We start from the raw sequence: 24,667 nt of genomic DNA on the forward strand, positions 1-24,667 counted from the left end.
CCCCGGACGTGCGGCGGCCCACCTGCCCGCCGAGGCGCTGGAGGCGTTGCTGGCGGCGGCCGGCGCCGGGGTGGACGTGCCGCTGATGTCGGTGGAGCTGCGTCAGCTCGGCGGGGCGGTGGGCCGCCGCACGTCCGGGGCGGGCGCGCTGGGCAGCCTGGCCGCCGAGTTCGCGTTGTACGCGGTCGGGGTCGTGCCTGATCCCGCGATGCGTGGGCCGGTGTCGGACGCGGTGCGTCAGGTGCTGACGGCCGTGGCGCCCTGGCGGGCGGCGCGGGACTACCCGAACTTCCGCGAGACCTCCGACGACCCGGGCGCCTTCCACGACCAGGCGACGCTGGCCCGGCTGCGCGCGGTCAAGCAGTCCTACGACCCGGCGGGCCTCTTCCGCGCCAATCACCCTGTCGGGGCGATTCGGTAGGGTCGGGCGGGTGATGGACGACGCCACGCTGGAGACGTCGCCGGTCGTGGCGAACTGCCTGATGAACAGGGAACGGCGGCTGCCCGGCTACCGCCGTGAACTGGGCGTGGACGTCCTGTCCCGGTTACGCGCGAAGGCCCCGGCAGCGGGCGCGAAGGACGCGGAGGGCCCGGCAGCGGGCGCGGCCCCGGTAGTGGGCGCGGAGGGCCCGGTGTCGGGCATGGAGGGCCCGGTCCGCTGGCTCGATCTGTGCTGTGGCGCCGGGCTCGCCCTGGGTGAGGCGGCCGGGCTGCTGGCCGGCCACGACGTGGAGATCGTCGGCGTGGACCTGGCCGGCCACTTCGGCTGCGCGCCGCGTCCGCCCCTGCTGCGGCTGGTCACGGCGTCGGTGCCGGCGTGGGCGCCCGAGGGGGTGTTCGACCTGATCACGTGCGTGCACGGGCTGCACTACGTGGGGGACAAACTGGGCGTGCTGGCCATGGCGGGCCGCCGGCTCACCGCTGACGGGCTGTTCGTGGCCAACCTCGACCTGCGCGCGATCCGCCTGCCGGACGGCGCGCCGGCCGGGCGGCGGCTGACGGCGGCGCTGCGCGCGCAGGGTGTCACCTACGACGCCCGGGCCAAGCGCGTCAGCTGGACGGGGCCGCGAGACCTCGTCCTCCCCTTCCGCTATCTCGGGGCCGACGACCGGGCCGGGCCCAACTACACCGGCCAGCCCGCCGTCGACTCGCACTACGCGCCCCTCTGACGTCACCCCGGGGTGCTCCCGTGGTCGGATGCGGCTGCGCGAAAGTCGCAGCCCGCGTTCGGCCGTTCGGCCGAAGCGTGCGGCGGGCGGGCGCGGCGAAGATCCTGCCCATGCCGACATCCTTACTACGACCGCACGGCCCGCTGGCCGCCGCACTCGCGCTGCTGCTCCTCGCCACGCCCGCGGCCGCCGACACCACCGCCAAGGCGGCGACCGACGTCAGCGCCCGAGGGGCGGCCGGCGTCAGTGCCGGCGCGGCGGCCGGGGCAACCGCCGCGCGTGTTCCCGCTCTGGTACTGACCGCGCCCACCGGCCCGCATCCCGTGGGCACCACGAGCCTGCACCTGGTGGACGGGTCCCGTCCCGACCCGTGGGTGCCGGAGCGGGCCGAGCGCGAGCTGATGGTCTCGCTGTGGTACCCGGCGCGGACCGCTCATGGGCGGCGGGCGCCGTACCTGACCGAACGCGAGGCCGAGCTGCTGCTGCGGGAGCAGTACATCGAGGGCATCCCGGCCGAGGCGCTCAGCCGGGCGCGGACCAACGCGGTCACCGGCGCCCCGCCGCTCGGCCGTGACCGGAGCCTGCCGCTGGTGATCCTGTCGCCCGGCTCCGCCGCGCCCCGCGCCACGCTGACGACGCTGGCCGAGGACCTGGCCAGCCGGGGCTACGTGGTGGCGGGCATCGACCACACCTACGAGTCTTCTGGCACGACCTTCCCCGACGGCCGCACCGCCACCTGCGTCGCCTGCCGCCTGACGGACGAGCCCGGCCTCGGGCAGAAGGCCACCCGGGTGCGGGCCGCGGACGCGTCCTTCGTCCTCGACCGGCTGCTCGGTCCCGGCCCCGCCTGGCCGGGGGCGCGGCTGATCGACCCGTCCAGGATCGCGATGGTGGGCCACTCCCTGGGCGGCGCGAGCGCGGCGTGGACCATGCTCACCGACGCCCGCGTGCGGGCCGGGGTCAACCTGGACGGCGCCTTCCACCTCCCCGCCACCGGGCTCGCCCGGCCGTTCCTGCTCCTCGGCGCGGTACGCGGCCACCGGCCCGGCGGGCAGGACCCGTCGTGGGGGCGCGAGTGGCCGCGCATGACCGGGTGGAAGCGGTGGCTGACGGCGGACGGCATGGAGCATCCGTCCTTCAGCGACTTTCCGCTGATCGCCGAGAGGATCGGCGCCGGCGGGATCCCCGCCGCCCGGGCCATCGAGATCACCCGGGTGTACGTGGCCGCCTTCGTGGACCGGCACCTGCGCGGGCGGCCGCGGCCGCTGCTCGCCGGGCCGTCGCCGCGCTATCTCGAGGTCGCGTTCTGGGATTAGGCGAGCGGCCCTGCGCCCAGGAAGGCGGGCTGGTGCCCAGGAAACGGCCCGGCACCCAGAGCCGGGCTGGTGCCCGGGAAACGGGCCGGCGCCCAGAGCCGGGCTGGTGCCCGGGAACGGGCCGGCGCCCCGGGAAAGGGGCGCCGGTGGTCGCGCGTCAGCGCAGCTCGTACGCCGGCCGCAGCGCGGCGAGGTCGCGGGCCAGCTCGATCAGGACCGCGTCGTGGTGTCGCGGGCCGACGATCTGCACCGACAGCGGTATGCCGGCGTCGGTGATGCCGACCGGGCAGGCCAGCGCCGGCAACCCGGCGATGCTGGCGACGGGGTTGTAGCCGATCTCCCGGTCGAAGTCCGGCATCTCGGGCGAGGGGAACACGTCGGTGGGCGGCGGCCCGCCACGCCTGCGCGGCAGGTCGGCGTCGAGCGGCATCAGCCACGCGTCCACCCCGGCGGCGGCGAACAGGTTCGCGGCCAGCGCCCGCAGGCGCGGCTGGGCGTCGAGGATCTCCGCGGCCCGCGCCGGGTCCACCCGCGCGCCGAACGCGATGCTCGACACGGTCGCCGGATCGAGGATCTCGGCGGTCATGCCCTGCAGGGTGTCGTGGGCGGAGCGGGCGCACAGCTCCCAGGCGGCGCCGCGCCAGCGCCACAGTTCGTCCAGGTCGACCAGGACGGTCTCGTGCCCGGCCTCCCGCAGCGCGCTCGCGGTGCGCTCCACGGACTCCGCCACCGCGGGAGAGGCCAGCTCGTGGGCCAGGATCCCGATCCTGCGCCGGGTGTGCCGGTCGTCCTGGACGCGGCCGGGCCCGAGGTCCAGCCGGTTCCACAACACCGCCAGGTCGTCGGCGGTACGCGCGATCCAGCCGACGGTGTCCATCGTCGAGGCCAGCGGCAGCAGGCCGGGCAGCCTGGCCGGGTCGTGCGTGGTACGCAGCCCGACCAGCCCGCACCGGCCGGCCGGCGCCCTGATCGAGCCGATCACGTCGCTGCCCAGCCCGAGGTCGCAGATGCCGGCCGCGACGGCCACGGCCGGGCCGGTGCTGGAGCCGGTCGGGTCGATCTCCGGCAGGTACGGGTTGAGGCAGCCGGACCCGATGCCGATGTTGATCTCGGTGGTGACGAGTTTCGCGTTCACCGCGGCCGCGCGCACGCCCTCCAGTGCGACGGCCGAGGTCGTCGGGTGGTGGCGGTAGCGCCGCATGCCCCAGGTGGTGGGCAGGCCCGCGACGTCCATCGTGTCCTTCACGCCGACCGCGATCGGCAGTGCGCTCTCCGGGACCGGGCGCAGGTGCACGCAGGCGCGGTAGCGGGCGTCCGCCTCGCGGGCCCAGGCGTCCAGTTCCTCGCGCCAGGCGGCGGCGGGGAAGTCGCCGGCGTCGGCGCGGGCCAGCCGGTCGCGCAGCGGCCCGGCCAGCAGCGGCGGCAGGTGCCGGTTCGGGCCGGTCGTGCCGGGGGAATCGGTCAAGGTGGTCATGAGATCGTCTCCAGATCGGGTGAAAGTGACGCGACGGCCGTGCCGACCAGGCCCTCGCGCAGGGCCGCGGTCAGCGCGGCGAGTTCGGTGTCGAGCCGGCGGTCGCTGGACACGAACCCGACGTGTTCGCGTACGGCGTCGAAGACCGCCCGGCTGCCCGCGCCCGCCAGTGCCGGGCCGCGCAGCTCGACGGCCTGGCAGAGCGCGGCCAGGTGCAGCGCCGCCAGGTCGTAGGCGAGGTCGACGACGGTCCTGGCGTCCCGGGCGGCGATGGTGCCCATCGACACCTTGTCCTGGTTGTGCGCCTCGGTGGACCGGGAGAAGGCGGTGGCCGGCATGCCGAGTTTCAGCGCCTCCGCCGTCAGCGCGGACGCGGCGATCTGCACGCCTTTAAACCCGTGGTCGAGCCGGGGACGTCCGGGGTCGACCGGGGCCAGGTTGGCGGGCAGGCCGTTGCTGAACCGCTCGTCCACGACCGTGGCGAGCTGCCGGTCGAGCAGGTCGGCGACGCTGGCGACGGCCGTCTTGAGCGCGTCCATGGCCAGGCCGACGTGGCCGCCGTAGAAGTTGCCCGCGTTGTGCACGGTACGGGTGGCCGGGTCGAAGATCGGGTTGTCGTTGGTCGAGCAGATCTCGATGCCCAGCCACTGGTCGGCCCAGGTGAGCGTGTCACGCAGGACGCCGATCACCTGCGGGGCGCAGCGCAGCGAGTACCGGTCCTGGACCGGGCGGGGCAGCCGCCGATCACCGTGCCCGCCGTGGTCCGGCCCGTATTCGGGCCCGTGGTCGGACTCGTCGGCGCCGGTGACGAGCGCGGAGCCGGCGAGCAGGTCCGCTATCGCGGCGGCGCTGCGCCGCTGCCCCGGGTGGGGTTTGTGGTCGTGCGGGAACGCGGCGAACGCGCCGCGGTAGCCGCGCACGGCCTCGACGGCCAGCGCGGTGCACGCCTCGGCGATCACCGCCAGCTCCGCCGCGTCCGCCGCCGCCAGGACGGCGAAGGCCGCCATGAACGAGGTGCCGTTGATCAGCGCCAGGGCCTCCTTCGGCGCGAGCCTGGCCGGTTCCAGCCCGCACGCCCGCATGGCCCGCGCGGCCGGCATCAGCTCGCCCCGGTAGTGGACCGTGCCGTCGCCGGTCACCGCGTCGGCGATGTAACACAGCGGCACCAGGTCGCCGCTGGCCCCCACCGAGCCGCGTTCGGGTACGACCGGCAGGATGTCGTGCGCGAGCAGGCCGAGCAGCACGTCCACCACCTCGGCCCGGACGCCGGAGTATCCGCGTGCCAGGCAGTTGGCCCTGATCAGCATGGTCGCGCGCACGGTGTCGTCGGACGCCGTCGGTCCCGAGCCCACCAGGTGGTAGCGGATGAGCGAGCGTTGCAGTTCGGCGGCAGACTCGGGGGCGAGCTGGTGGCGCGCGCTGTCGCCGAAGCCGGTGGTGACGCCGTAGATCGGCCGGCCGGTGGCGATCAGGCTGTCGCGCAGCTCCACCGAGCCGGCCATCGCGGCGCGGGCGCGTGCGGAGAGCACGATCCGCGTCCCCGGGGTCCTGGCGATGCCGACGACCTGCCCGGGCCGCAACGTGTCAGCACCGAGCTCAGGCGCGGGCTCCGGGGCGGGCTCCGCACCGAGCTCCGCACCGGCCTCCGGGGCGATCCGGCAGCTCATGTCCCCGCCCGGGCGGCCAGGAAGGACTCGACGACCTGGCCCGCCTGACGAGGGCTGAGCCGGGGGTCGCAGGCGGTCGCGTACCTGGGCAACTCCGGCACGCCACCGGCCGGCTCCCCCTCGACGCATTCGGTCACCAGCTCCGGCGTCGTCTCCAGGTGCAGCCCGGCCGGATGCTGCCCGGCGGCGGCCAGCACGGCCACGAACGCGCGGACCTCAGCGATCACGTGCGGCACCACCCGGGTCTTGCGGCCGTCGGCCAGCTTGACGGTGTTGCCGTGCATCGGGTCGCACAGCCAGACCGGCCGCGCGCCGGTGCGGGCCACCGCCGCGACCAGCCGTGGCAGGACCTCGTGCACCCGCTCGTGGCCCAGTCGCGGGATGAGCACCAGGCGGCCGGGACGGCGGCCCGGGTCGAGCGTCTCGATCAGCTCGGTGACCTCGGCGTCGCTGATCCCGGGGCCGAGCTTGACCCCGATCGGGTTCGCCACGCCGGCCAGCAGCCGGACCTGCGCGCCCCGCGCCGACCTGGTGCGCTCCCCGGCCCAGAGCAGGTGGCCCGAGGAGGCGTACCTGGTGCCGGTGGCCGGGTCGAGCCGGGCCAGCGGCTCCTCGTACTCGGGCAGCAGCGCCTCGTGGCTGACCCAGATCCGGGCGGCTGGCCCCGGCTGCGTCTCCAGGTGGCCGAGCACGTCCGCGGACCGGGCGTACGCGGTCAGCATCCGCCGGGGGTCGGCGACCCGGGCCCGCGGTTCGGTGGCGGCGTCGTTGACCGCGTCGCCCCGGTACACCGGGATCGGCGTGCCGTCGGGCGCCGGTTCGGTGGCGTGGCTGCGCGGCTTGGCGAACTGGCCCGCCATCCTTCCGATCAGTACGGCGGGCAGTCCTGCCTGGTCGGTCAGCATCCGGCCCAGGGCGGCCAGTTGGCCGCGTTTGCGCCGGGTGGAGCGTGGCGACACCTCGTGGAAGCGTTCCGCGCAGTCGCCGGCCTGCAGCACCAGCGCCCGGCCGAGCGCGGCGTCGGCCAGCCGGGCGCGCAGGGCCAGGCAGCTCGCCAGGTCCACCAGCGGCGCCCGGTCACCCAGCTCGCGGGTCACGGCCCGGACGGCGCTCGCGGACGGCCACGTCACACCGCCCTCGGACAACACCGGGGCGTCCTCGGACAGTGCCGGGGCGCCGTCGTCGATCACCTCCCCGGCCGGGGACGACGGCGCGAGCGCGGCGTGCCCGGTCACGGAACCACCTTCAGCCGGACCGCGGTGCGGACGGCCTGCTCGAGCCGGTCCAGCTCGGGCCTGCTCGCCGCGTCGATGACGAACGTCGCGGCCCGGTCGGCGGACTCGTGCAGCGCGGACAGGCGCGCGCCGGCCGGTTTGAGCGCCATCAGGCACCGGACGGTCGGCGGGTCGTCCGCCCTGCTGGTCTCGGGCACCAGGTCGCCCGCCGCCGTCGGGTCGAACCAGCGCAGCTCGGCGCCCAGCGGAGCGGTGATCTCCACTCCGTCCAGCGTTCCCGGCTGATGCGGGAGGAAGACCTGGCGGGCCCATCGGGTGGGTGCGGCGGGCACGTCCGGGTCGTCGCCGACGGCCAGGCCCACGACCAGGTCCTCGAGCGATCCGCCGGTGGCCAGGCCGTGCAGGTTCATGATCGCGTCGCCGGGCGGGCGGACCGCGATCTCGGTGAGGCTGATGCCGCCGTCCGGGGTGATCCGGTATTCGCCGTGCGCCATCCCGGTGTCGAAGCCGAGCCTGGCCAGGATCTCGTCGTGGGTGGCCAGCAGCCGGTTCCTGGTCTCGCCGGGCAGCGGCGCCGGGGTGGTGTGGCCGAGTTCGACGAAGTAGGGCTCGCCGTCGTCCTCGGTGGTGCGCTTCTCGGTGATCTCGGCGTATCGGCGCTCGCCGCGGCGGCTGAGCGATTCGACCGAGTACTCCTGTCCCTCGACCCGTTCCTCCAGCAGCAGCACCTCGTCGTCGGCGTACGCGTGCAGGCTCGCCCGCAGCTCGTCGGCGTCGTGCACGAGGCGGACCCCGGAGCTGGCGAGCCGGCCGACCGGTTTGAGCACCGCGGGGAACCTGGTCCAGCCGGCCACCGACTCGCGGCGCTCCGGTGAGATCAGTTCCGAGTGCGGGCTCCACCTGGCCAGGTAGCGGCGCTGCAGGTACTTGTTCCGGCAGACCCTGGCGGCCCGCCGGCCCGGGGACGGCAGGCCGAGCACGTCGGCGACCAGCGCGGCCGCGGTCACGAACTCCTCGCGCAGGCTGCAGGCCCCGCGGATGTCGTAGCGCCCGGCCCACTCCAGGCAGGTGTCGAGGATCCGGCGCGCGGCGTCGGAGTCGTGCTCGCCGATCTCGGCGACGCGGCTCCACGGATGACCGCCGCCCGCCTCGACGCCGGCCGACCTGGCCGCGCCGAGGCGCGCGTTCGCGGTGTCCACGAGGAGCACTTCGAGGCCTCGGTCGTGGGCGGCACGCAGGAATCGGTGGTTCCAGGTGGCGACCAGGCCACCGAGCAGGATGACCGCCGGCTGGGCCATCTCACGCTCCTTTCGCAGAGGAGGTCGGGGACAGCGACGGATCGTCCTTGCGCCGCAGCGCGGCCACGGTGACGATCAGTCCGAGCACGGCCACCAGGCCGCCGGCGGCGACGTAGATGGAGCGCAGCGCGATCGCGCCGGCGGAGACCGCCAGGATGAGATAGACGCCCAGGCGGCACAGGTTGACCGTGGTGATCACCAGCGACATCACCCGGCCCTGCAGGTCGACCGGCGCCGCCTCCTGGACGCGGCTGCGGAAGATGTAGAAGGCCTGGAAGGTGATGCCCATCGTGGCGTAGGCCAGCATCGGGAACAGCAGGCCGGTGGCCAGGCCCATGCCGATCATCGCGCCGCCCAGCCCGATCACGCCGATCCCGGCCAGCTTGCTCTCGTCGATGCGCGCGGTGAGCACCGGCAGCGCGATGCCGCCGAGCACCGCGCCCAGCGCGAACATGGAGTCGATCAGGCCCAGCCCGTCGGAGCCGACGGCCAGCACCTCCACGGCGAACGGCGCGATCAGCGTGTTGAGCATGTAGAGCACCGCGAACAGCACCACGAGCATGATGTAGGAGGGCATCAGCCGCGGATGCTCGCGGATGTACACCAGGCCCTGCTTGGACCAGGCGAACGTGGTGCGCCAGCCGCGCGGGCCCGTCGGCGCGGAGTAGCTGTGCCCGGCCGTGCGCAGCCCGGCGACCAGCATCGCCGAGGCCAGGAACGTGACCAGGTTGAGAATCAGCACGCCGGTCACGTTCGTGGCCGCGATCATCAGGCCGCCGATGGCCGCGCCGAGCACCTGGCCGATCTGGATGGCGACCCCGCTGGTGGCGTTCGCGGCCAGCAGCTTGCCCTGCGGGACGATCTCGCGGACCAGCGCTCCCGCCGTCGGGACGGACATGGACTCGATCCCGCCGAGGAAGAACACCACGGCGAACAGGTGCCACATCTCCAGGTTGCCCGTCGCGGACAGGATCGCGGTGACGCCGAGCATGGCGGCCGCGACCAGGTCCGTGACCACGAACAGCAGCCGCCGGGGGAACCGGTCGATCGCCATGCCGATCAGCGGCCCCAGCGTGCTGCCCGGCAACGCGCCGACGAGCAGCACCAGCGGGACGCCCCACGGGTGGTCGGTGAGCTCCAGCATCAGCCAGACGTTGGCGATGAACTGCATCCCGTTGCCCATGTTGGTGGTCATCAGGGCCGCCGCCACCCGCCGGTACTCGACCGGGCGCAGGGGTTCCAGCCGTTCGCGGACCCCTCTCATCAGCGCGTTGGTCATGATCCGGCGCTCCCGGCGGCGTCCTCGTGATCGGCCACGATCAGCAGGGCCTTGGCGCTGCGCGCCTGCAGGTCGTCCAGGTCGGGCGCCGTCGGCGCGTCGATCACCGACATGACGACCCGGTCGGCGGACTGGCGGATCTCGGTGAGCCGGTGTCCTGGGTCACGCTGGACGACGATCATGCGTACCTGCCCGGGCTCGCCGGGCTCGGCGGCCGGCCGCAGTTCGGGCCAGGCCCAGCGTTTCGACAGCCAGGTCACCGGGACGTCGATCCCCTCGGCGACGACGTCGCGCAGCACGCCATCGCGATGCTCGTGGTAGATGCCGCGGGCGCAGCGGACCGGCGCCGGGTAGGAGGCGGGTTCGCCGAGCACGATGGCCAGCAGCGCAGATTCCAGCGGCACGCCGCAGGCCAGGTGGTACAGGACGCCGATGTTGTCGCCGGGGGTCCTGGCGGCGATCTCCATGAGCGCCACCGAGCCGTCGGCGCGGATGCGGTACTCGGCGTGGGCGATGCCGTCGGCGAAGTCGAGCCGCCGCAGGATCGCCGCGTTGGCGTCGAGCACCGCCTGCCGCTGGTCGTCGTCGAGGTCGGGGTCGGGCACGGTGTGCCCGAGCTCGACGAAGTACTCCGAGCCCGTCTCTGTGGTCACCTTGCCGGTGATCGAGGCGAACAGGATCGAGCCGTCCTGGACCAGAGACTCGACCGAGACCTCGTGGCCGGTGACGAACTCCTCGACCAGCAGGTCCTCGTCCGGGTCGTAGGTGGCCAGGGCGCGGTTCAGCGCGTCCTGGTCGTCCACCCTGACCACTCCGGAGCTGGCCTCCCTGCCCACCGGTTTGACGATGGCGGGGAAGCGCTCCGGGACGACGTCCGAGCCGGAGCGGGCGAGCAGCGAGCGGGGGCTCCACTGCGGCAGGTAGCGGCGCTGCAGCTGCTTGTCGCGGCAGACGCGGGTGGCGCGCAGACCCGGTGAAGGCAGGTCGAGCAGGTCCGCGATCAGGCCCATGACCTCGACGAACGCCTCGTCGAGTGCCAGCACGCCGCGGATGCGGCGCCCGCGTGACCACTCCAGCACCTGCTCGATCACCTGCTCGTGCGCCTCGCCCTCGATCCAGGCCACCTCCGCGTAGCCGGCCAGCGGGTGGGACGGGTCGGCCCGGCGGCCGCCGTCGATGAGGCGGCTGAACCGGTTCGGGCTGTCGATCGCCAGGACCGTCAGCCCGCGCCCGGCGGCGGCGGTGACCAGGTGCGGGTAGCGGAACGCGAACATCGCGCCGAGCACCACGACCGCGTCCCCGGGCGGGGATGCATTCGACTTGCTTGATACGTGCATGTGTGTGGCTCCTTCGCGGGGCTAGCGTCCGAAGATCGAGCCGCCGTTGACGTGGAGGACCTGGCCGGTGACCCAGCCGGCCTGGTCGCCGGCCAGGTAGCCGACGGCGGCCGCGACGTCGGCCGGTGTCCCGGCCCGTCCCGTCACGGTCTGGCCGACCAGGAACGCGACGCGTTCCTGGGAGAAGTCGGCGGTGAACTCGGTGTCCTCGACGAACCCGGGCGCGACCGCGTTGACGGTGACGCCCTGCGGGCCGAGCTCGCGGGCCATGCCGAAGGTCAGCCCGATCAGCCCGGCCTTGGCGGCCGCGTATCCCTGGGCCGCGCCGGCGCCGCTGCCGCCGGTGACGGCGGCGATCGAGGCGATGTTGATCACGCGTCCGCCCGGCCTGGTCAGCATCGGGGACAGCGCGGCGGTCAGCCGGTACGGGCCGATGAGGTGGGTGTCCAGCATCTCGGCGAGTGCCGGGCCGCCCGAGGCGGGGTCGGCCAGCGTCACGGGCAGCAGGTAGCCGGCGTTGTTGACCAGCACGTCGACGCGGCCGTACCAGTCGTTCACCTGCGCCGACAGGCGCGCGATGTCGGCGGGGACGGACACGTCGGCGACGACCGGCCGGATCTGGTCCGCGCGGCCGGACGCGGCGACCTCGTCCAGCGGGGCCGCGCGGCGGCCCACGATCACCACGTCGGCGTCCTCGGCGGCGAACCGGTGCGCGATCGCCCGGCCGATGCCGGTGCCGCCGCCGGTGACCACGACCACGCGTGCGTCACTCATCACTGCACCTCCGGTGCGCTCGTGTCAGCGGTCCGCGCCACGGTCCGGCGCAGCACCACGGGGGTCTTCGCGGTCCTGTCGACGCGTTCCAGCCGCTCGACGACGCGGACCGGCATCGCCTCGTCCTCGTTGCCGCGCAGGCCGAAGGCCAGGTCGATGTGCGCGGCCAGGACGCGTTCGCGCACCGCCGCCGGGTCGACCGAGGGCTCGGCCACGAGCCGCAGCTCCAGCGTCTCGGCGTGGCCCGGCTGCTCCTCGACGAGGACGATCTGCACGCCGCGCACGCCGGCCACCGCACCGGCCGCCCGCGCCAGCTCGCCCGGGTCGACCAGGGTGCCGGCGAACTTGACCAGGTGATGATCGCGGCCCAGCAGCCGGACCGCGGGCTCGCCGCAGCGGCAGGTGGCCCATTCGCCCCGGTCGCCGATCTCGTAGCGGATGACCGGGCCGACCGCGTCCGGGTGCAGGCAGGTGACCAGGACGACGCCGTCGACCAGCTCCACGTGCTGGTGTGGCAGCACGTGGAAGGAGTCGGTCCCGCAGCCCGGGCCGTTGTACCCGATCACCCAGGTCTCGGTGGAGCCGTAGTTCGCGTGCAGTTCCAGGTGCGCGGCGGGCCCGGCCAGCAGGGATTCCAGCTCGGCGGTGCACGGCTCGCCGAACCACACCCCGGTGCGCAACCGGCGCAGCAGCGGATGGCCGCGCTCGGCCAGGAAGCCGATCAGCGTGGCGAGCTGGCCCGGGGTGCCCACGACCGCGGTGGCGCCCTGCTCGTACAGGAAGTCGGCCCAGCCGGGCAGTTCGGACTCGTCGACGTGGCCGAGCCCGATCACGCCGGCCCCGGCGCGTTCGGCCAGGCGGTTGTAGAAGACGTGCGCCGACCACAGCCGGCCCGGCATGGCGAGGTTGACGACCACGTCGCCGGGCACGAACGGCTGCCAGAGCCGCTCGATCTCGTCCAGGTGCAGCCCGGCCGGAATCCACGCCAGGTGCGGGGTGCCGGTGCTGCCCCCGCTGGTGAACAGGTAGGCCGACCGGCCGGGACTGCGCTCCGCCAGCCGGTGCGCCTCGCGGGCGGCGGCGGTGGCCTCGTCGCGGGTCATCGGCGCGATCAGGTCGAAGCGGAAGCCGCCGTCGAGGTCGGCGTCCGCGTACTTCGCCGCCAGGCTGGACAGCCGCGCGGCCCCGGCGACGACGCCGCGCAGCCGTTCGCCGGTCGTGTCCGCGCCGTTCACGCGTTCGCTGATGGTCTCCACGTGGTGCTCCCGTTCACTGGTCTGGGTGTCACTCATGCCGCCGCCACCGTTCGGGGACGGGCCGCCGCGGGCAGCGTGCGGCAGGCGGTTCGTACGGCCTCGACCCGGTCCGACTCGGTCACCAGCACGCTGAACCATTCGCCGCGGACGGCGTCCGGCTCGGCCCGGCACCACAGGGTCGCCCCGGGCACCAGGTCGCGCAGCGCCGACTCGACCTGGTCGAGATGCACCCGCCGCCCATTGATCTTGATCAGCCGGTTGGCGCGGCCGAGCCAGCGGAAGGTCTGGTCCGGGTTGACCGTGACGAGGTCGTCCAGCACGGTGTCCCTCATCCCGGCCGGCCCGGCCGGTTCGCCGTCGCGGCGGGCGATGCGCGGGCTGGTCACCCGCAGGCGTCCGTCCGGTTCGGTGGCCAGGGTGACGTCCGGCGCGGGACGCCAGTCGTCCGTGTGCCGCGACCGCCGGCCCACCAGGCCGGTCTCGGTCGATCCGAACAGCTCGACCAGCTCCGCCCGCCCGTCCAGCGCGGCCAGCAGGTCGACGGCGGCCGGGGTGAGCGCGGCCGAGCCGTGCACCAGCGTCAGCCGGTCGAGCCGGCGCAGCGTCGGCAGGTCCCTGGCCATGGTGACGACCGCCGCGGGCAGGGCCGCCACCACCGGCCGGCGGAACCCGGCGAACCCGGACGACAGCGGCGCGGTGACCGAGAGGATCCGGCACGGCAGCCCGGTCAGCTCGGGCAGCGCCAGCCCCATGAGGTAGCCGTACAGGTGGTCGGGCGGCGCGTAGCAGACGATCCCGTCGGCCTGGCCGGCCGAGCACAGCTCGGCCAGGATGGCGGCCTCGGCGCGGAGCTGGCCGGTGTCGCGCAGCCAGGTGACGGGCTCGCCGGTCGTCCCCGAGGTGCGGAAGGCCCGCACCTGGGTTTCTTCGAGGGCGGGCATCAGAGCTGCCACTCCAGCGCCCTGGCATCGGCGAGCTTGCGTCCGGCCAGCGCGGCGATCGAGGCCACGCTGCGGAAGGTGACCCGCAGGTCGTCGTCCACCAGGTCGACGGAGATGCCGAGCTCCTGCTCCACCCCCGCGACACAGTCGAGTACGCCGAGGCTGTCGTACTTGTCGGGATCGATGCCGGCCAGCGGGAGCTCGTCCTGGGCCGGGGTCAGGTCGGCGCCGAGCAGCCGGCTCACCAGCGTCCGTACCTGGTCGCGGATGTCGTCGGGGGTCATACGGTCGTGTTCTCCTTGGAATCGAGGTGGTCCGGGGTGAAGTGGTCGGCGGGGTCGGTCGGGTGGATCGCGACGAACACGCGGTCGGGCGGGATCTCCGGGCCGAGCACCCGGCGGATCTCGGCCGCGCAGGCGGCGCGGAAGTCCTGGTCACGGTCCTGGGCCAGGACGCACTGGGCGAAGGCGAACGGCCGCTCGTCCCGCGCGGTGAGCGGGTAGGGGCCGATGAAGACCTGGTCGCCGCTCTCGTCGGCGAACCTGGTCACCACGTGCGCCGGTGTCACGCCATGGCGGCGCCACCAGAAGGTGAGCTGTTTGGCGACCCTGCGCTGGAAGGCCGGGTCGCGCAGCGGGGTGGCGATGATCGTCGTCGGCACGTCGTCCTCACAGGTTCAGCCGGGGCAGGTGGGCGCCGGTGTCGTCACCGGCGTCGCACGCGTGGGCGAGCAGGCGGCCGAGGCAGTCCGCGAGCGGTCCGCCGCTGCGGCGGCTCAGCGGGCTCCACGCGTACCCGTCGCCGGCGACGAGCCGGTCGAGCAGCCGCCGCACGGACGCGCGGTCCCACGGCAGGTCGAGCACCTGGGCGGTCAGCACCGCCTGGTAGGTCGACATCAGGTCGGGCACGTGACGCGGGTGCGCCGACCAGCCGCCCAGCGGGCTGGCGCCGGCCTTGAGCGCGGTGCCCACGGCGTGCGGGTCCTGAGGGGCGCCGATGGCGTGCAGGGTGCGGGCGGCCTGGGCCAGCGCGGTCAGCGACGGCCTCCCGCCCGGAATGTCGGCCCACGACTCGCCCGTCGAGCACCGGCCGACGAAGTCGGCCACCCGCGCGGTGTCGAGCACGGCGGCCGGGTCGAGCCCGGACGCCACCGCGGCCTCCACCGCCGACGCCGTCGAGGTCAGGTCGGAGCCGCGCCCGACCCAGTAGCCCACGCCGCCGTCGGTGTTCTGCAGGTCGCGCAGCCATGGGCCGAGCCGGTCGAGATCCAGCGTCGTGCCGGTGCCGGCCAGCGCGGACGCGGCCCACAGGGTGCACCGGACCTCGGCGCCCCGGCCCGGCATGTACATCACGCCGCCCTCGTACGGTGTCTGCGCGCGCAGCAGCCAGTCCCGGAGTCCCGTCCGGCGCGGCCCGCCGGGCAGGGCCGGGTCGAGCAGCGCGGCCGCGGTCGCCAGGCTGTCGCCGGCCCCGTCCGCCTCGCGGTAGGTGAAGCCGGATCCGGGCAGCTGGCAGGCCCTGACCTGGGCGATCACTCGGTCGGCCAGTTCGGGCGGCGGCGTCAGGTCCAGGTTGGCCAGCGCGCCGACGACGGTGAACGCCGACCAGACGTCCGCCTGCCCGTAGCCGGGCCAGCGCTCGAACCCGCCCGTGTCCAGGGTGCGCGCCGACAGCCAGCCGACCAGCCCGTCGGTGTCGCGCGGCCGGGCACCGAGCGCGCGCAGCGCCCCGGTGGCGCGGAAGGCCGCCCACGTGCACGACTCCGTGTCCGACGCGAAGCCGAATCCGCCGTCGGCGCGCTGCCGGTCCTGCAGCCAGCCGACCAGCCGGTCCCGGTCCCAGGCCGGCCGGCCCGCTCCCGAGGCGGTCCAGGCGAGCGCGCCGTAGTAGCCGGCGCGGACGTCGGCCGTGCCCCCGCCTGGCATCCAGCCGAGGCCGCCGTCGCCGGTCTGCAGGGCGGCCAGCCAGCCGGCCAGGTCCTGGCCGCGGTCGACCGGCTCACGCAGGATCTCCTGGGAGAGCCGGCAGGCGTAGTAGGTCGCCCAGACGTCGGACGAGCGGCCCGGGGTCATCCCGAAGCCGCCGTCGGGGCCGCGGGTCGAGGCCAGCCAGGCGGCCAGCCGGTCGGGCCGCGGGCATTCCCGGCCGAGGTCGGCCAGGCCCTGGGCGCAGTAGTAGGTCGCCCACACGTCCGAGGGCAGGCCGCGCTGCCAGGCGAAGCCGCCGTCGTCGTTGCGCCGGGAGAGCAGGAAGGCCGCCACGGCGTCGGGGTCGGCGGGCTCGCCGCCCAGCCAGCGCAGCGCGCGGATCGCGGCGTAGCTGCACCACAGGTCGGCCTCGGGCTGGCGGGCGCCGCCGTCGGTGGTGGGCACGCCGCTCATGGCATCCTCGCGATGCTCGTGCGCTTCCAGCTCTTGAGCCCGGCGCCGGCCTTGCTGACGACGGGGAGCTGGGAGACGACGACGATGTCGTCCCACTCCACGCCGGCCCGCACGCATCGCTCGCGCGCGGTCGCGACGAGCTCCGCGTCACCGGCGACGTCGACGTCCTTCTCCAGGACGAGTCGCGCTCTGGCGCCGTCGCCGGCCACCTGGACGAGGTAGCCGGTGACCCGCGGGTCGTCGTAGACCAGGCTGCCGAGCAGGTGCTCGGACAGGGTGGCGCCGCGCCAGACGAGGGTGTCGTCGCCGCGGCCGTGCACGGCGATCGTCGGCAGGCCGAGCCCGCACTCGCACGGCTCGGCGCCGACGGTGACGACGTCGCCGGTGCCGTAGCGCAGCAGCGGCCGGGCGTGGTTGTTCAGGGTGGTGGTGATCAGCTCGCCGGTGGCGCCGGGGCGCGGCGGGGCGATGACGTCGCCGTCCCTGATCTCGAGCAGGTGCCCGGGGGTCAGCAGGTGCAGCCGGTCGGCGGCGCAGGCGGCGGCGATGGTGCCGGTCTCGGTGCTGCCGTAGGAGGCGTCCAGCACGGTGGCGTCCCAGTCGGCGCTCAGCCTGCGCCGCTGCCCGGGGAGGCTGACCTCGCCGAGCAGCAGCACCGTGGTCACGCTCTCCTTGACGTCGGCGAGCCGGCCGCGCTGCTTGAGCAGTCTGGTCCACTGCGCCCACACGCCGGGCGCGGCGAACACCGCCTGCGGCCGGTAACGCGTGAACAGGCCCTCCAGCCGGTCCCAGTCGCAGACGCCGGTGGTGAACGGGTAGCAGCGCAGGAACGTGTGGCCGAGGTATTCGCAGACCGCCGCCGCCAGGTCGGCCACGGGCAGGACGTCGGACGGCAGCATCACCGCGGCCCGGAGCGGTTCGGCGCCCAGCACCCGCCGCCACAGCCCGGCGACGGAGACGGCGTTGCCGATCAGGTCGGCCGCGGTGCGCGGCGTCGGCGTGGTACGACCCGACGAGCCCGAGCTTTCGTAGTACCGGGCGACGCCGCTGAGATCGGTCCGGGCGAAGGCGTCAGGATCGGCCTTGACCTGGTCCTTCGTGGTGACGGGCAACTGCGGCAGGTCCTGGGCGGCGAAGCCCGGCTGCCCCGAGAAGTGCGGCACGCTGACGGCCCGGCCCCACAGCTCGGCGAGCTTCTGGTGCTGGATGTCGGCGACCACGTCGGCGCGGTAGCCGGTGCTGTCGAGCAGTTCCTGTTGCCGGTGCGCCAGGGTGAAGGCGGCGCGGGCGCCGGGGTCGTTGAGCCACATCAGCGTGCTCCGGTCAGTGCGGGAGGCTGGGGCTGGTTCGTCTGCTCCGTCCACCAGAGCCGGCCTTCGGCGGGCAGGGTGTGGATCGGGTCGACGTACTCGTAGCGCCGCTCGGCGTCGTCCGCTTCGTCGAAGGGGCCGCGGAACTCCTTGGCCCAGGTGGAGATCCCGCGGACCCGGTCGTAGGACACGACCTGGTGCACCCACCGCTTGCCGGCGTAGGGCACGTCGCAGACCAGGCGCGGCGTGGCGAAGCCGGGCAGGTAGCCCATGATCGCGTCCTGCAGCGACTGGGCCCGGTGCAGCGGCAGCCGCCAGTGCTCCGCCTGCGGGATCACGTCACACAGGTAGAAGTAATACGGTGTGACGCTCGCCTCGTTGAGCAGCGCGAAGCACAGGTCGAGCAGGGCCTGCGGGGTGTCGTTGACGCCGGCGAGCAGCACTCCCTGGTTGCGGACGTCGCGCAGGCCGGCCGCCAGCATCGTCCTGGAGGCCTCGGCGACCAGCGGCGTGACCTGGCTCGCGGCGTTGGCGTGGGTGTGCATGGCGACGCTGACGCCCCGCTTGGCGGCGATCGCGGCGATCCGCTCGATGCCGGCCACCGTCGACGGCACCAGCCAGTGTTGCGGCAGCCCGACCAGGGCCTTGCTGGCGAGCCTGATGTCCCGGACCGATTCGATGGTCAGCAGCCGGGTGAGGAAGTCCTCCAGGTGCGGCCAGGGCAGGTTGGCCACGTCGCCGCCGGACACCACGACGTCGCGGACGGTCGGGGTGGCGCGCAGGTAGTCGAGGATCCGGGCCAGGCGATCGGCCGGCCGCAGCGCGAACCGGTACTTGTCGACCCCCGGCGTGGACGGCCCGACCAGGTCCATCCGGGTGCAGTGCCCGCAGTACTGCGGGCAGGTCGGCACCACCTCGGCGAGCACCTTGGTCGGGTACCGGTGGGTCAGGCCCTCGGTGACCCACATCTCGGCCTCGTGCAGGGAGTCGCGGCTCGCGTAGGGGTGGCTGGGCCAGTCGGTCCTGCGGTCCGAGGCGATCGGCATCATGTAGCGGCGCACCGGGTCCGCGCGCAGGCTCTCGTCGTCCGGTGGCGTGTGCGGCGCCATCGTGTTGATCAGTTGCGGGGTGAGCAGCATCGACATGGTCGCCGATGTGGTCTGGTCTCGCACCAGGTCGGCGAAGAAGGCGTCGCCGACCAGGTCGCCGGTCACGGCGCGTAACTGGCGCACCGTCTTGACACAGTGGGCGCGCTGCCACTGGACGTCACGCCATTGCTGGACCGTGACGTCTTTCCAGCCAGGAAACCGGCGCCAATCCGGCTCGACCAGTTCCTGCTGCCGATAGGTATACACCTATTGCTCTCCTGTCTCAAACACACTCTGGACAGCCCGAAATGGGCGGTCGGCTGGTCCCCCGCCGCAAGAGATGCGAGCCGGTGATATCCGCGATCGCGCCGCACCATTCGAACGCTCCACGCGCGATCCGAATAGGGCAAACGACACACAACGCCGTCCGATTGTGATAGTGGGCGTCGCGTGTCAGGCGACAATAGAACGGGTATCACTATTCATAATTTATGGCGCAATAATGCAGGTGACCTCGGTGAACGTCCTGCAAGCAGCGTTACATGAGGCAATTCCGAGACTGGCTCATATTAGGCATGAGCACTGCGCCGTCAAGAATTCCTCCTCTTCGCTGGATCGGCCGCGACACACACTGCCTCCGGCACCTTGGATGCCACTTGCAAATGACTGAACACAAAACGGACATACCTAAACCAATCCAAGATCGAATCCGTTTTTGTGATGCCTGACAAAATGCGCAAAATTGGGCATGGCACAGCGCAGAAATGAGCTGCCGGCCGCTCTTATCGGACGGGGTGCTCAATTCACCCGAGCGGCGGTGCGGGTCCCGGCGGGCTGGATGCCCACGCGGTCGTCGTCCATGATCACTGTGAGGCAGTCCTCACGGTGAGTGAGGAAGACCGCGGCGTACCCGGCGGCAGTGCCGGTGGCGACGTACCGGTGCGACGTGCCTGTGCGCGACGTGCCTGTGGCGACGCGCATACGGCGGCGGCGTGCTCGGCCGCGTCGGTCAACGCCTCCTGAACGCTGCGATAGGCGGCGGCCCCTGCCCCCGTCTGCAGCGCATCCAGCTCCCCCTGACGACCAGCTCGGCACCAAAACCGGCCGGTACACGCTCGGCTCCCTCCAGGCCGAGCTCCTCCCCCCGTGACGGGTTCAGGCTGTCGATCAGCTCGCCCATCACCTGAACCACCCCCGTCGAGCCCCCGATACAGACCGCCGAGCAGCCGACTGACCGACGTCGGCGAGACGCACACTCTGTGCCAGCGCAGGCGGTGCCCGGCGCTGGCCCGATGGCCGACGATGCCCGGCGATGCCCGCGACACGGCCGACGAAACGGCCAGGCCAGCCAGCGCCTGGCCCACCCGACGCCCTGGACGCCGCGAGAGGATGACCGCGCCCGCCCACGGGAAGACGAATCCGAGTATCGGGATGCCGCCGTTGAAGTAACCCAGCCGCCAGACCGCAGGCAGCGCCAGCACCCCGACCACGCCGACGACGGACAGCACCACGGACGCCCAGACGGCGAGCCGCACCAGCACGCCCCTCGTCATGACCGGGCCGCCCCGATCCGCTCACGCCGACGGGCCACCCCCGCCGCCAGGCCCGGCCGAAGCACCCCGGACCCGCCATCGACGCCTTCTTCACCTCAGCACGATCCAGAACCTCCGCCAGAAATACATCGAGCCGCCGCCTCGGCCGCGCCGCCGACGACGCGACATGAGCGCAGAAAGGCCTGCCGCCACGGGATTCGACGGCTTCGGAGAGCCTGCCGCCGCCGGTCAGATAAGTACCGGAACGGCTGCCGCCCGCCGGTCCGATGGGTACGGAAAGCCTGCCGCCACAGGTTCGATCGGATGCCGATGAGGTCTTCGACCCCCTCCCCCACCGTCCAGGAAACCTAGGCTCAAGGCTCCCCTCCCCGATCGCTGGAGGACCGCCATGTCCGGCACGATCGACGTCCAGGCCGAGATGCGGCGCGGCCGGGTGCTCAGGTCGGCCTACCTGTTCGCGGCGCGGAACCTGATCAGGCTGGCGGTGCCCGGGCTGCTGGTGTTCCTGCCGCTGAGCCTGCTCGCCGCGGCGTCGCTGCTCGTACTCGTGGACGGGGCCTCGGCAGCCGTGGTCAACGGCGCGTTCGAGCTGCTCGACGTACCTGACCGGCGGCTGCTGACGTGGGCCGTGGCGGTCGCCGTCGCCTGGGCGCTCGGCCAGTTGGTCGCGCTGCCCGCCATGGTGGTGCTCGCCGCCGGGCGCACGGTCGGCAGGCCGGTCTCCGCCTCCGCCGCTCTCAGGACGGCGGTGCGGCACTGGCCCGCCCTGACGGCGCTCGCGGTGACCAGTGTGGCCGTGCTCGGCGGGCTCGTCCTGGCCGGGTTGGGGCTGGGCGGCATGCTCGACGGGACGGTCCCCGTGTTCCTCGTGCTGGGGTTTCTCGTCCTGTTCCTGATGCCGTGCCTGCTGGCGGTGCCGGCCGTGGTCCTGGAGGGGCTCGAGTCCGGGGCCGCGCTCAGGCGGAGCTACCTGCTGGCGTACGACGCCCTGTGGGAGAGCTCGTTCGCGCTGCTCATCGGCGTCATCGTCGTCCCGGTTGCGGTGCAGCAGGCGGTGTGGTGGGCGGCGGCGGACGTGCCGATGGCGCAGGCCGCGGCCGGCCTGGTGCTGACGCCGGTCGTCGCGCCGTTCCAGGCGAGCATGCTCGCGCGCCTGTACCTGCAGCGCCTGGTGCTCCAGGGCACGCCGGACGAGGTGCGGGACGTCGTCGACCGCCTGCCGGACAGCACCCCGGGACGGGCCAGGCCGGCCCTGGTGATCGTGACGCTGCTGCTGCCCGGCCTGCTGTACGCGGGCACGGCGCTGCTGAACCCGTTCGGCTGGCTTGAGGTCGCCGAGACGGTCGTCGAGGCGGGCCAGGAGCGGGACCCGGACGTCGGGCAGGACAGGCGCTCGTCCCTGACCATCGACTGGCGCGACCTGCGCGCGCTGCACGCCGGCCAGGGCGGGCGCATGGTCATGGTCCTCGACGGTGGCGGCGAGGCCAAGCTGCTGACCTGCCAGGACAGCGGTTGCACGGGAACCCGGCTGGGCTGGGTCGAGCCGGGCGCGGTCGACGGCGAGCAGCCGGCCGTCAGTGCCCGGCTGGCGGACGGGCGGGTGGCCGTGACGTCCTGGACGGTGCCCGAGGGCTACCAGTGGGTGTACGGCCCGGACTGGCGGGCCAAGCTCGGGCTGCGCATCTGCGACGCGACGGCCTGCGTCCCCGCGCCCGGCGGCAAACCGCTCGCGGAGGTGACGATGGGCAAGCGGAACCGGGTGATCGCGCTGGCGGGCCGGCCCGGCGGCGGACTGCTGGCCGCCCAGCTCCGCGTGCGCAAGAACGAGCGCGCCGACACCCGCGCCGAGGTGCTCTCACTCACCGTCTGCGACGACCCGGCCTGCGGCAGCCCGCGCACCAAGGACGTCGCCGAGCTGCCCATCGACGACCTCTCCGACTACATGCACGGCCTGGTGGCCGGGGTGGGCCGGGACGATCGTCCGGTCGTCCTCACCATCGACGTCGAGACCGGCGTCCTCGCCGTGATCTCCTGCGACGATCCCGTCTGCACGCGGTCACGCACGGGCCGGCCCGTCCCCGAGGATCCGGACGGCTACTACTCCCGCGACCTCCGCACCGCCAAGGCCGCCATGGTGATCAGGGACGACGGCCGCCCGCTGATCGCTTACCGTGACGCGTTCGACGGCCCGATCACCCTGCTCGACTGCCACACGCGCGAATGCTCGCAGGCCGCCACCGTCAAGCTGACCGACCCGGGGCAGCGCCACGAAGGGCTGGCCCTGGTCCTGGACCGCCGGGGACGAGCCCTGGTCGCCTTCCAGGACCCCGACCGCAGCAGAATCGTCCTCGCCACCTGCACCGGAACGCGGTGCACACGCACCCCCGTCACCAAGATCCGCCGAGCCCCCGGCCACGACGCCGACGGCGACGACGACAAGTGGGACCCGTGGGACGCCGAACTCCGACCGGACGGCGGCGGCCTGTCCATGGCACTGGACGACCGCGGACGGCCGGTGATCGCCTGGACGGACATTGCGAACCGGGACGACTGGGCCCTCGTCGTGACCACCCCGCTCACGCTGCGATAGGAGGAGGTTGGGGGTGGGTCACGCGCCGCGACTGTCGCCGCACGACCGACCATCCATCGGACCCGGACGCCGCTTAACGGGCTTGTAATAGCGACGCTCAGCGAGCCTCGGGGTGGCGACGCCCAACGGGGTCATGTGGTGACGACGCTCAACGCGCCCCGGGATGGCATCGCTCGACGGGCCCGTGGTGGCGTCGCTCAACGAGCCCCTGGGGGAACCGGTCAACAGGCCCGTGGCGGCGTCGCTCAGCGGTCCTGTGGTGGCGAGGCTCAGCGGGTTCTGTGGTGGCGTCGCTCAGGTCGGGGCCGTGAGCGTATGTCGGGCAGGGTCCATGGCCGCCGGCCGTGTCGGAGGTGACCAGCCAGTAGCAGGCCGACCCCCGCCGGCACGAAGGCGGCGGCGTGGATGGCGGCGGGTGTGAGGTCGATCCCGTCCCAGCGGCAACCGCTCGGCGCTGGGCCACCAAGCTGCGGGCCGCGACCGCCGGGCAGGTCGCCGTGGTCCCCACTGTGGGCGGTGTCGTGGTCTGCGCCTTGGTCTGCGAAAACGTGCTCGTCGTGGGCGGCGAAGACGTACTCGTCGTGGATGCCCGTGCGGTCGATGTGGATGAGTGGGCCGATCGTGGACTTGATGCCGAACCGTTCGCGCAGGAGGCGCCGCAGTGCGTGCTCGAAGTCCGTCGCAGGGGTGTCGACCAGGCCGCCGGGCAGGAGGTGGCGCGGGGTGCCGTTCGGTGGGTCTTGTCGCAGGGACAGCAGCCGCCCGTCCGGCGTCTCCAGTACGGCGCTCAAGCGCACCCGCACGATCGGCCCCTCCTCCCCGCCACTGCGGTCATCGCGGCCCGGTGATCCGCGTCGCGCGGCCGGTTGGGACGTCGAAGTCGAGCATGGGATGTACGGATGCACCCTCCGTGATCATCGGCACGGGGCTTGCCCATGCGGCGGCGGGCGAGCGGCCGGAGGAAGGTGCGCAACACGTTCAGGCGCTCCTGACCCTTCAGGTCCCGGAGGTTGGCGTCGGAGTCGATGGTGTCCTCGGCGTGCAGACGGAAGATCGCTGGCGTGCCAGGATGCGGACGGACGTTGGGATGAGAGGCGGCCTCGTCGCTCAGTGCGAGCATCCGGTCGGCGAGCGAGGCGCGCAAGGCGAGTGAGGCGCACGAGGTGTCCGGGACGTCCGGAAGGCGCACGTCCTGAACGTGTACGTCCGGAAGGTCCGCCGCCTCAACGTGCGCGGCCCGAACGTGCGCGGCCCGAACGTGCGCGGCCCGAACGTGCGCGGCCCGAACGTGCGCGGCCGGCCGCGTTGTGCCGGATGGCTTTGCGTCAAAGAGGTCTGCGGCCTCCTCCCGCACCAGATCCGCCACCCCTCCATCATGCCGAAGGCCGGACGTGTTCCGCGTTGCGGATCTCGGTGAAGAGCCGGAGCGTCACCGGGCGCGGACGTAGCCACCGCGAGCCCGGCAGGCGCAGGCTACCCGACCAGAACACCGTCTCCAGGACGATCTTCACGTAGGGCCGTTCGCCGGGGATCTCGGCGCACATCACCGACACGGGTGAGCACACCTCCAAGGACCCGAACCGCAGCCACGCCCGGGCGTCGCCGTCGAGTTCGGCGGACTCCCAGTGCAGCACCGGCGGCTCCGCCCGGTGCGAAGAGAACCGGGGTGAAGAAGGCCGGGGCGAAGAGAACCGGTGCGGAGGCAGGGGTAGGGGTAGGTGCAGGTCGAAGCCTGCCAGCGTCCCCGTAGGACGCAGGTAGAAGGAGCCGTCGAGGCGCGACGGCGCGTACAGCGGCCGTGGGCCTTGCCTGCCGTTCGTCGTCAGCCTGGCCTCGGTCGCCTCCAGGACGATCCGCCAGGATCCGGGCTCGATGTGTGAGGACGTCGCCATGGGGTCACCTCGCGGTGCGGTTCGCGATTGCGTTCAGTCACCCTCTAAGACGCCGGCCGTCCCGCGAATGTGACATGCCGCCCCCAGCAGGACGACCCGCCCAGGAC

The 24,667-nt window shown here is 73.4% G+C and carries 21 protein-coding genes; 4 read left to right on the top strand and 17 right to left on the bottom strand.

Going from position 1 to position 24,667, the window contains the following annotated elements; all coding sequences use genetic code 11:
• The 3 genes from HII36_RS38900 to HII36_RS38910 all read left to right on the top strand — a co-directional run.
• Positions 1-421: BBE domain-containing protein (locus HII36_RS38900; protein WP_173528338.1), on the top strand; the 421-nt coding region annotated here is incomplete at its 5' end.
• 13 nt (positions 422-434) lie between these two features.
• A complete protein-coding gene (locus HII36_RS38905; protein WP_173528358.1) occupies positions 435-1,169 on the top strand; it encodes a class I SAM-dependent methyltransferase in 735 nt (244 codons plus the stop codon).
• 110 nt (positions 1,170-1,279) lie between these two features.
• Positions 1,280-2,485 (top strand): alpha/beta hydrolase family protein, encoded by a 1,206-nt coding sequence (locus tag HII36_RS38910; protein ID WP_173528339.1) that lies wholly within the window; start codon positions 1,280-1,282, stop codon positions 2,483-2,485.
• A gap of 157 nt (positions 2,486-2,642) precedes the next feature.
• On the opposite strand, the gene HII36_RS38915 is transcribed toward HII36_RS38910, so the two are convergent.
• From HII36_RS38915 to HII36_RS38980, 14 genes are read right to left on the bottom strand one after another with little or no spacing between them, the layout of a single operon-like run.
• Positions 2,643-3,959 (bottom strand): amidase family protein, encoded by a 1,317-nt coding sequence (locus HII36_RS38915; RefSeq protein WP_173528340.1) that lies wholly within the window; start codon positions 3,957-3,959, stop codon positions 2,643-2,645.
• A complete protein-coding gene (locus HII36_RS38920) occupies positions 3,956-5,626 on the bottom strand; it encodes an HAL/PAL/TAL family ammonia-lyase (protein ID WP_173528341.1) in 1,671 nt (556 codons plus the stop codon). The genes HII36_RS38915 and HII36_RS38920 overlap by 4 nt, the downstream gene beginning before the upstream one ends.
• On the bottom strand, positions 5,623-6,861 hold the full coding sequence (locus HII36_RS38925) for a 3-deoxy-7-phosphoheptulonate synthase (RefSeq protein ID WP_173528342.1): 1,239 nt from the start codon (positions 6,859-6,861) through the stop codon (positions 5,623-5,625). The genes HII36_RS38920 and HII36_RS38925 overlap by 4 nt, the downstream gene beginning before the upstream one ends.
• The gene (locus tag HII36_RS38930; protein ID WP_173528343.1) at positions 6,858-8,159 is read right to left on the bottom strand and encodes an ATP-grasp domain-containing protein; all 1,302 of its coding nucleotides are present in this window, start codon (positions 8,157-8,159) and stop codon (positions 6,858-6,860) included. Before HII36_RS38930 ends, HII36_RS38925 begins: the two co-directional genes overlap by 4 nt.
• Position 8,160: 1 nt before the next feature.
• Positions 8,161-9,438, bottom strand: coding sequence for an MFS transporter (locus HII36_RS38935; RefSeq protein WP_173528344.1), 1,278 nt, complete (start codon positions 9,436-9,438; stop codon positions 8,161-8,163).
• A complete protein-coding gene (locus HII36_RS38940) occupies positions 9,435-10,775 on the bottom strand; it encodes an ATP-grasp domain-containing protein (protein ID WP_173528345.1) in 1,341 nt (446 codons plus the stop codon). Before HII36_RS38940 ends, HII36_RS38935 begins: the two co-directional genes overlap by 4 nt.
• A 21-nt stretch (positions 10,776-10,796) precedes the next feature.
• Positions 10,797-11,549 (bottom strand): SDR family NAD(P)-dependent oxidoreductase, encoded by a 753-nt coding sequence (locus tag HII36_RS38945; protein ID WP_173528346.1) that lies wholly within the window; start codon positions 11,547-11,549, stop codon positions 10,797-10,799.
• Positions 11,549-12,841, bottom strand: coding sequence for an AMP-binding protein (locus tag HII36_RS38950; protein ID WP_173528347.1), 1,293 nt, complete (start codon positions 12,839-12,841; stop codon positions 11,549-11,551). Before HII36_RS38950 ends, HII36_RS38945 begins: the two co-directional genes overlap by 1 nt.
• A complete protein-coding gene (locus tag HII36_RS38955; RefSeq protein ID WP_173528348.1) occupies positions 12,838-13,746 on the bottom strand; it encodes an AMP-binding protein in 909 nt (302 codons plus the stop codon). The genes HII36_RS38950 and HII36_RS38955 overlap by 4 nt, the downstream gene beginning before the upstream one ends.
• Complete coding sequence (locus HII36_RS38960; RefSeq protein ID WP_173528349.1) at positions 13,746-14,030, bottom strand: acyl carrier protein; 285 nt, start codon at positions 14,028-14,030, stop codon at positions 13,746-13,748. Before HII36_RS38960 ends, HII36_RS38955 begins: the two co-directional genes overlap by 1 nt.
• A complete protein-coding gene (locus HII36_RS38965) occupies positions 14,027-14,407 on the bottom strand; it encodes a hypothetical protein (RefSeq protein WP_173528350.1) in 381 nt (126 codons plus the stop codon). Before HII36_RS38965 ends, HII36_RS38960 begins: the two co-directional genes overlap by 4 nt.
• A gap of 7 nt (positions 14,408-14,414) precedes the next feature.
• Positions 14,415-16,127: a prenyltransferase/squalene oxidase repeat-containing protein gene (locus tag HII36_RS38970; protein ID WP_173528351.1), complete on the bottom strand. Its 1,713-nt coding sequence runs from the start codon at positions 16,125-16,127 to the stop codon at positions 14,415-14,417.
• Complete coding sequence (locus HII36_RS38975) at positions 16,124-17,437, bottom strand: phenylacetate--CoA ligase family protein (RefSeq protein ID WP_173528352.1); 1,314 nt, start codon at positions 17,435-17,437, stop codon at positions 16,124-16,126. The genes HII36_RS38970 and HII36_RS38975 overlap by 4 nt, the downstream gene beginning before the upstream one ends.
• Positions 17,437-18,792, bottom strand: coding sequence for a KamA family radical SAM protein (locus HII36_RS38980; protein WP_173528353.1), 1,356 nt, complete (start codon positions 18,790-18,792; stop codon positions 17,437-17,439). The genes HII36_RS38975 and HII36_RS38980 overlap by 1 nt, the downstream gene beginning before the upstream one ends.
• Before the next feature lie 1,674 nt (positions 18,793-20,466).
• Between HII36_RS38980 and HII36_RS38985 the strand changes: the two genes are divergently transcribed.
• Complete coding sequence (locus HII36_RS38985) at positions 20,467-22,668, top strand: hypothetical protein (protein WP_173528354.1); 2,202 nt, start codon at positions 20,467-20,469, stop codon at positions 22,666-22,668.
• A 269-nt stretch (positions 22,669-22,937) separates the two neighbouring features.
• Here HII36_RS38985 and HII36_RS38990 read toward each other — a convergent pair whose 3' ends face one another.
• From HII36_RS38990 to HII36_RS39000, 3 genes are read right to left on the bottom strand one after another with little or no spacing between them, the layout of a single operon-like run.
• Entirely contained in the window at positions 22,938-23,471 is a 534-nt protein-coding gene (locus HII36_RS38990; protein WP_173528355.1) for an NUDIX hydrolase, read from the bottom strand.
• Positions 23,456-24,034, bottom strand: coding sequence for a hypothetical protein (locus HII36_RS38995; RefSeq protein ID WP_173528356.1), 579 nt, complete (start codon positions 24,032-24,034; stop codon positions 23,456-23,458). Before HII36_RS38995 ends, HII36_RS38990 begins: the two co-directional genes overlap by 16 nt.
• 7 nt (positions 24,035-24,041) lie before the next feature.
• Positions 24,042-24,560: a hypothetical protein gene (locus tag HII36_RS39000; RefSeq protein ID WP_173528357.1), complete on the bottom strand. Its 519-nt coding sequence runs from the start codon at positions 24,558-24,560 to the stop codon at positions 24,042-24,044.
• Between the last annotated feature and the right edge of the window lie 107 nt (positions 24,561-24,667).

The organism is Nonomuraea antri (assembly GCF_013283785.1).
Lineage (GTDB): Bacteria > Actinomycetota > Actinomycetes > Streptosporangiales > Streptosporangiaceae > Nonomuraea > Nonomuraea antri.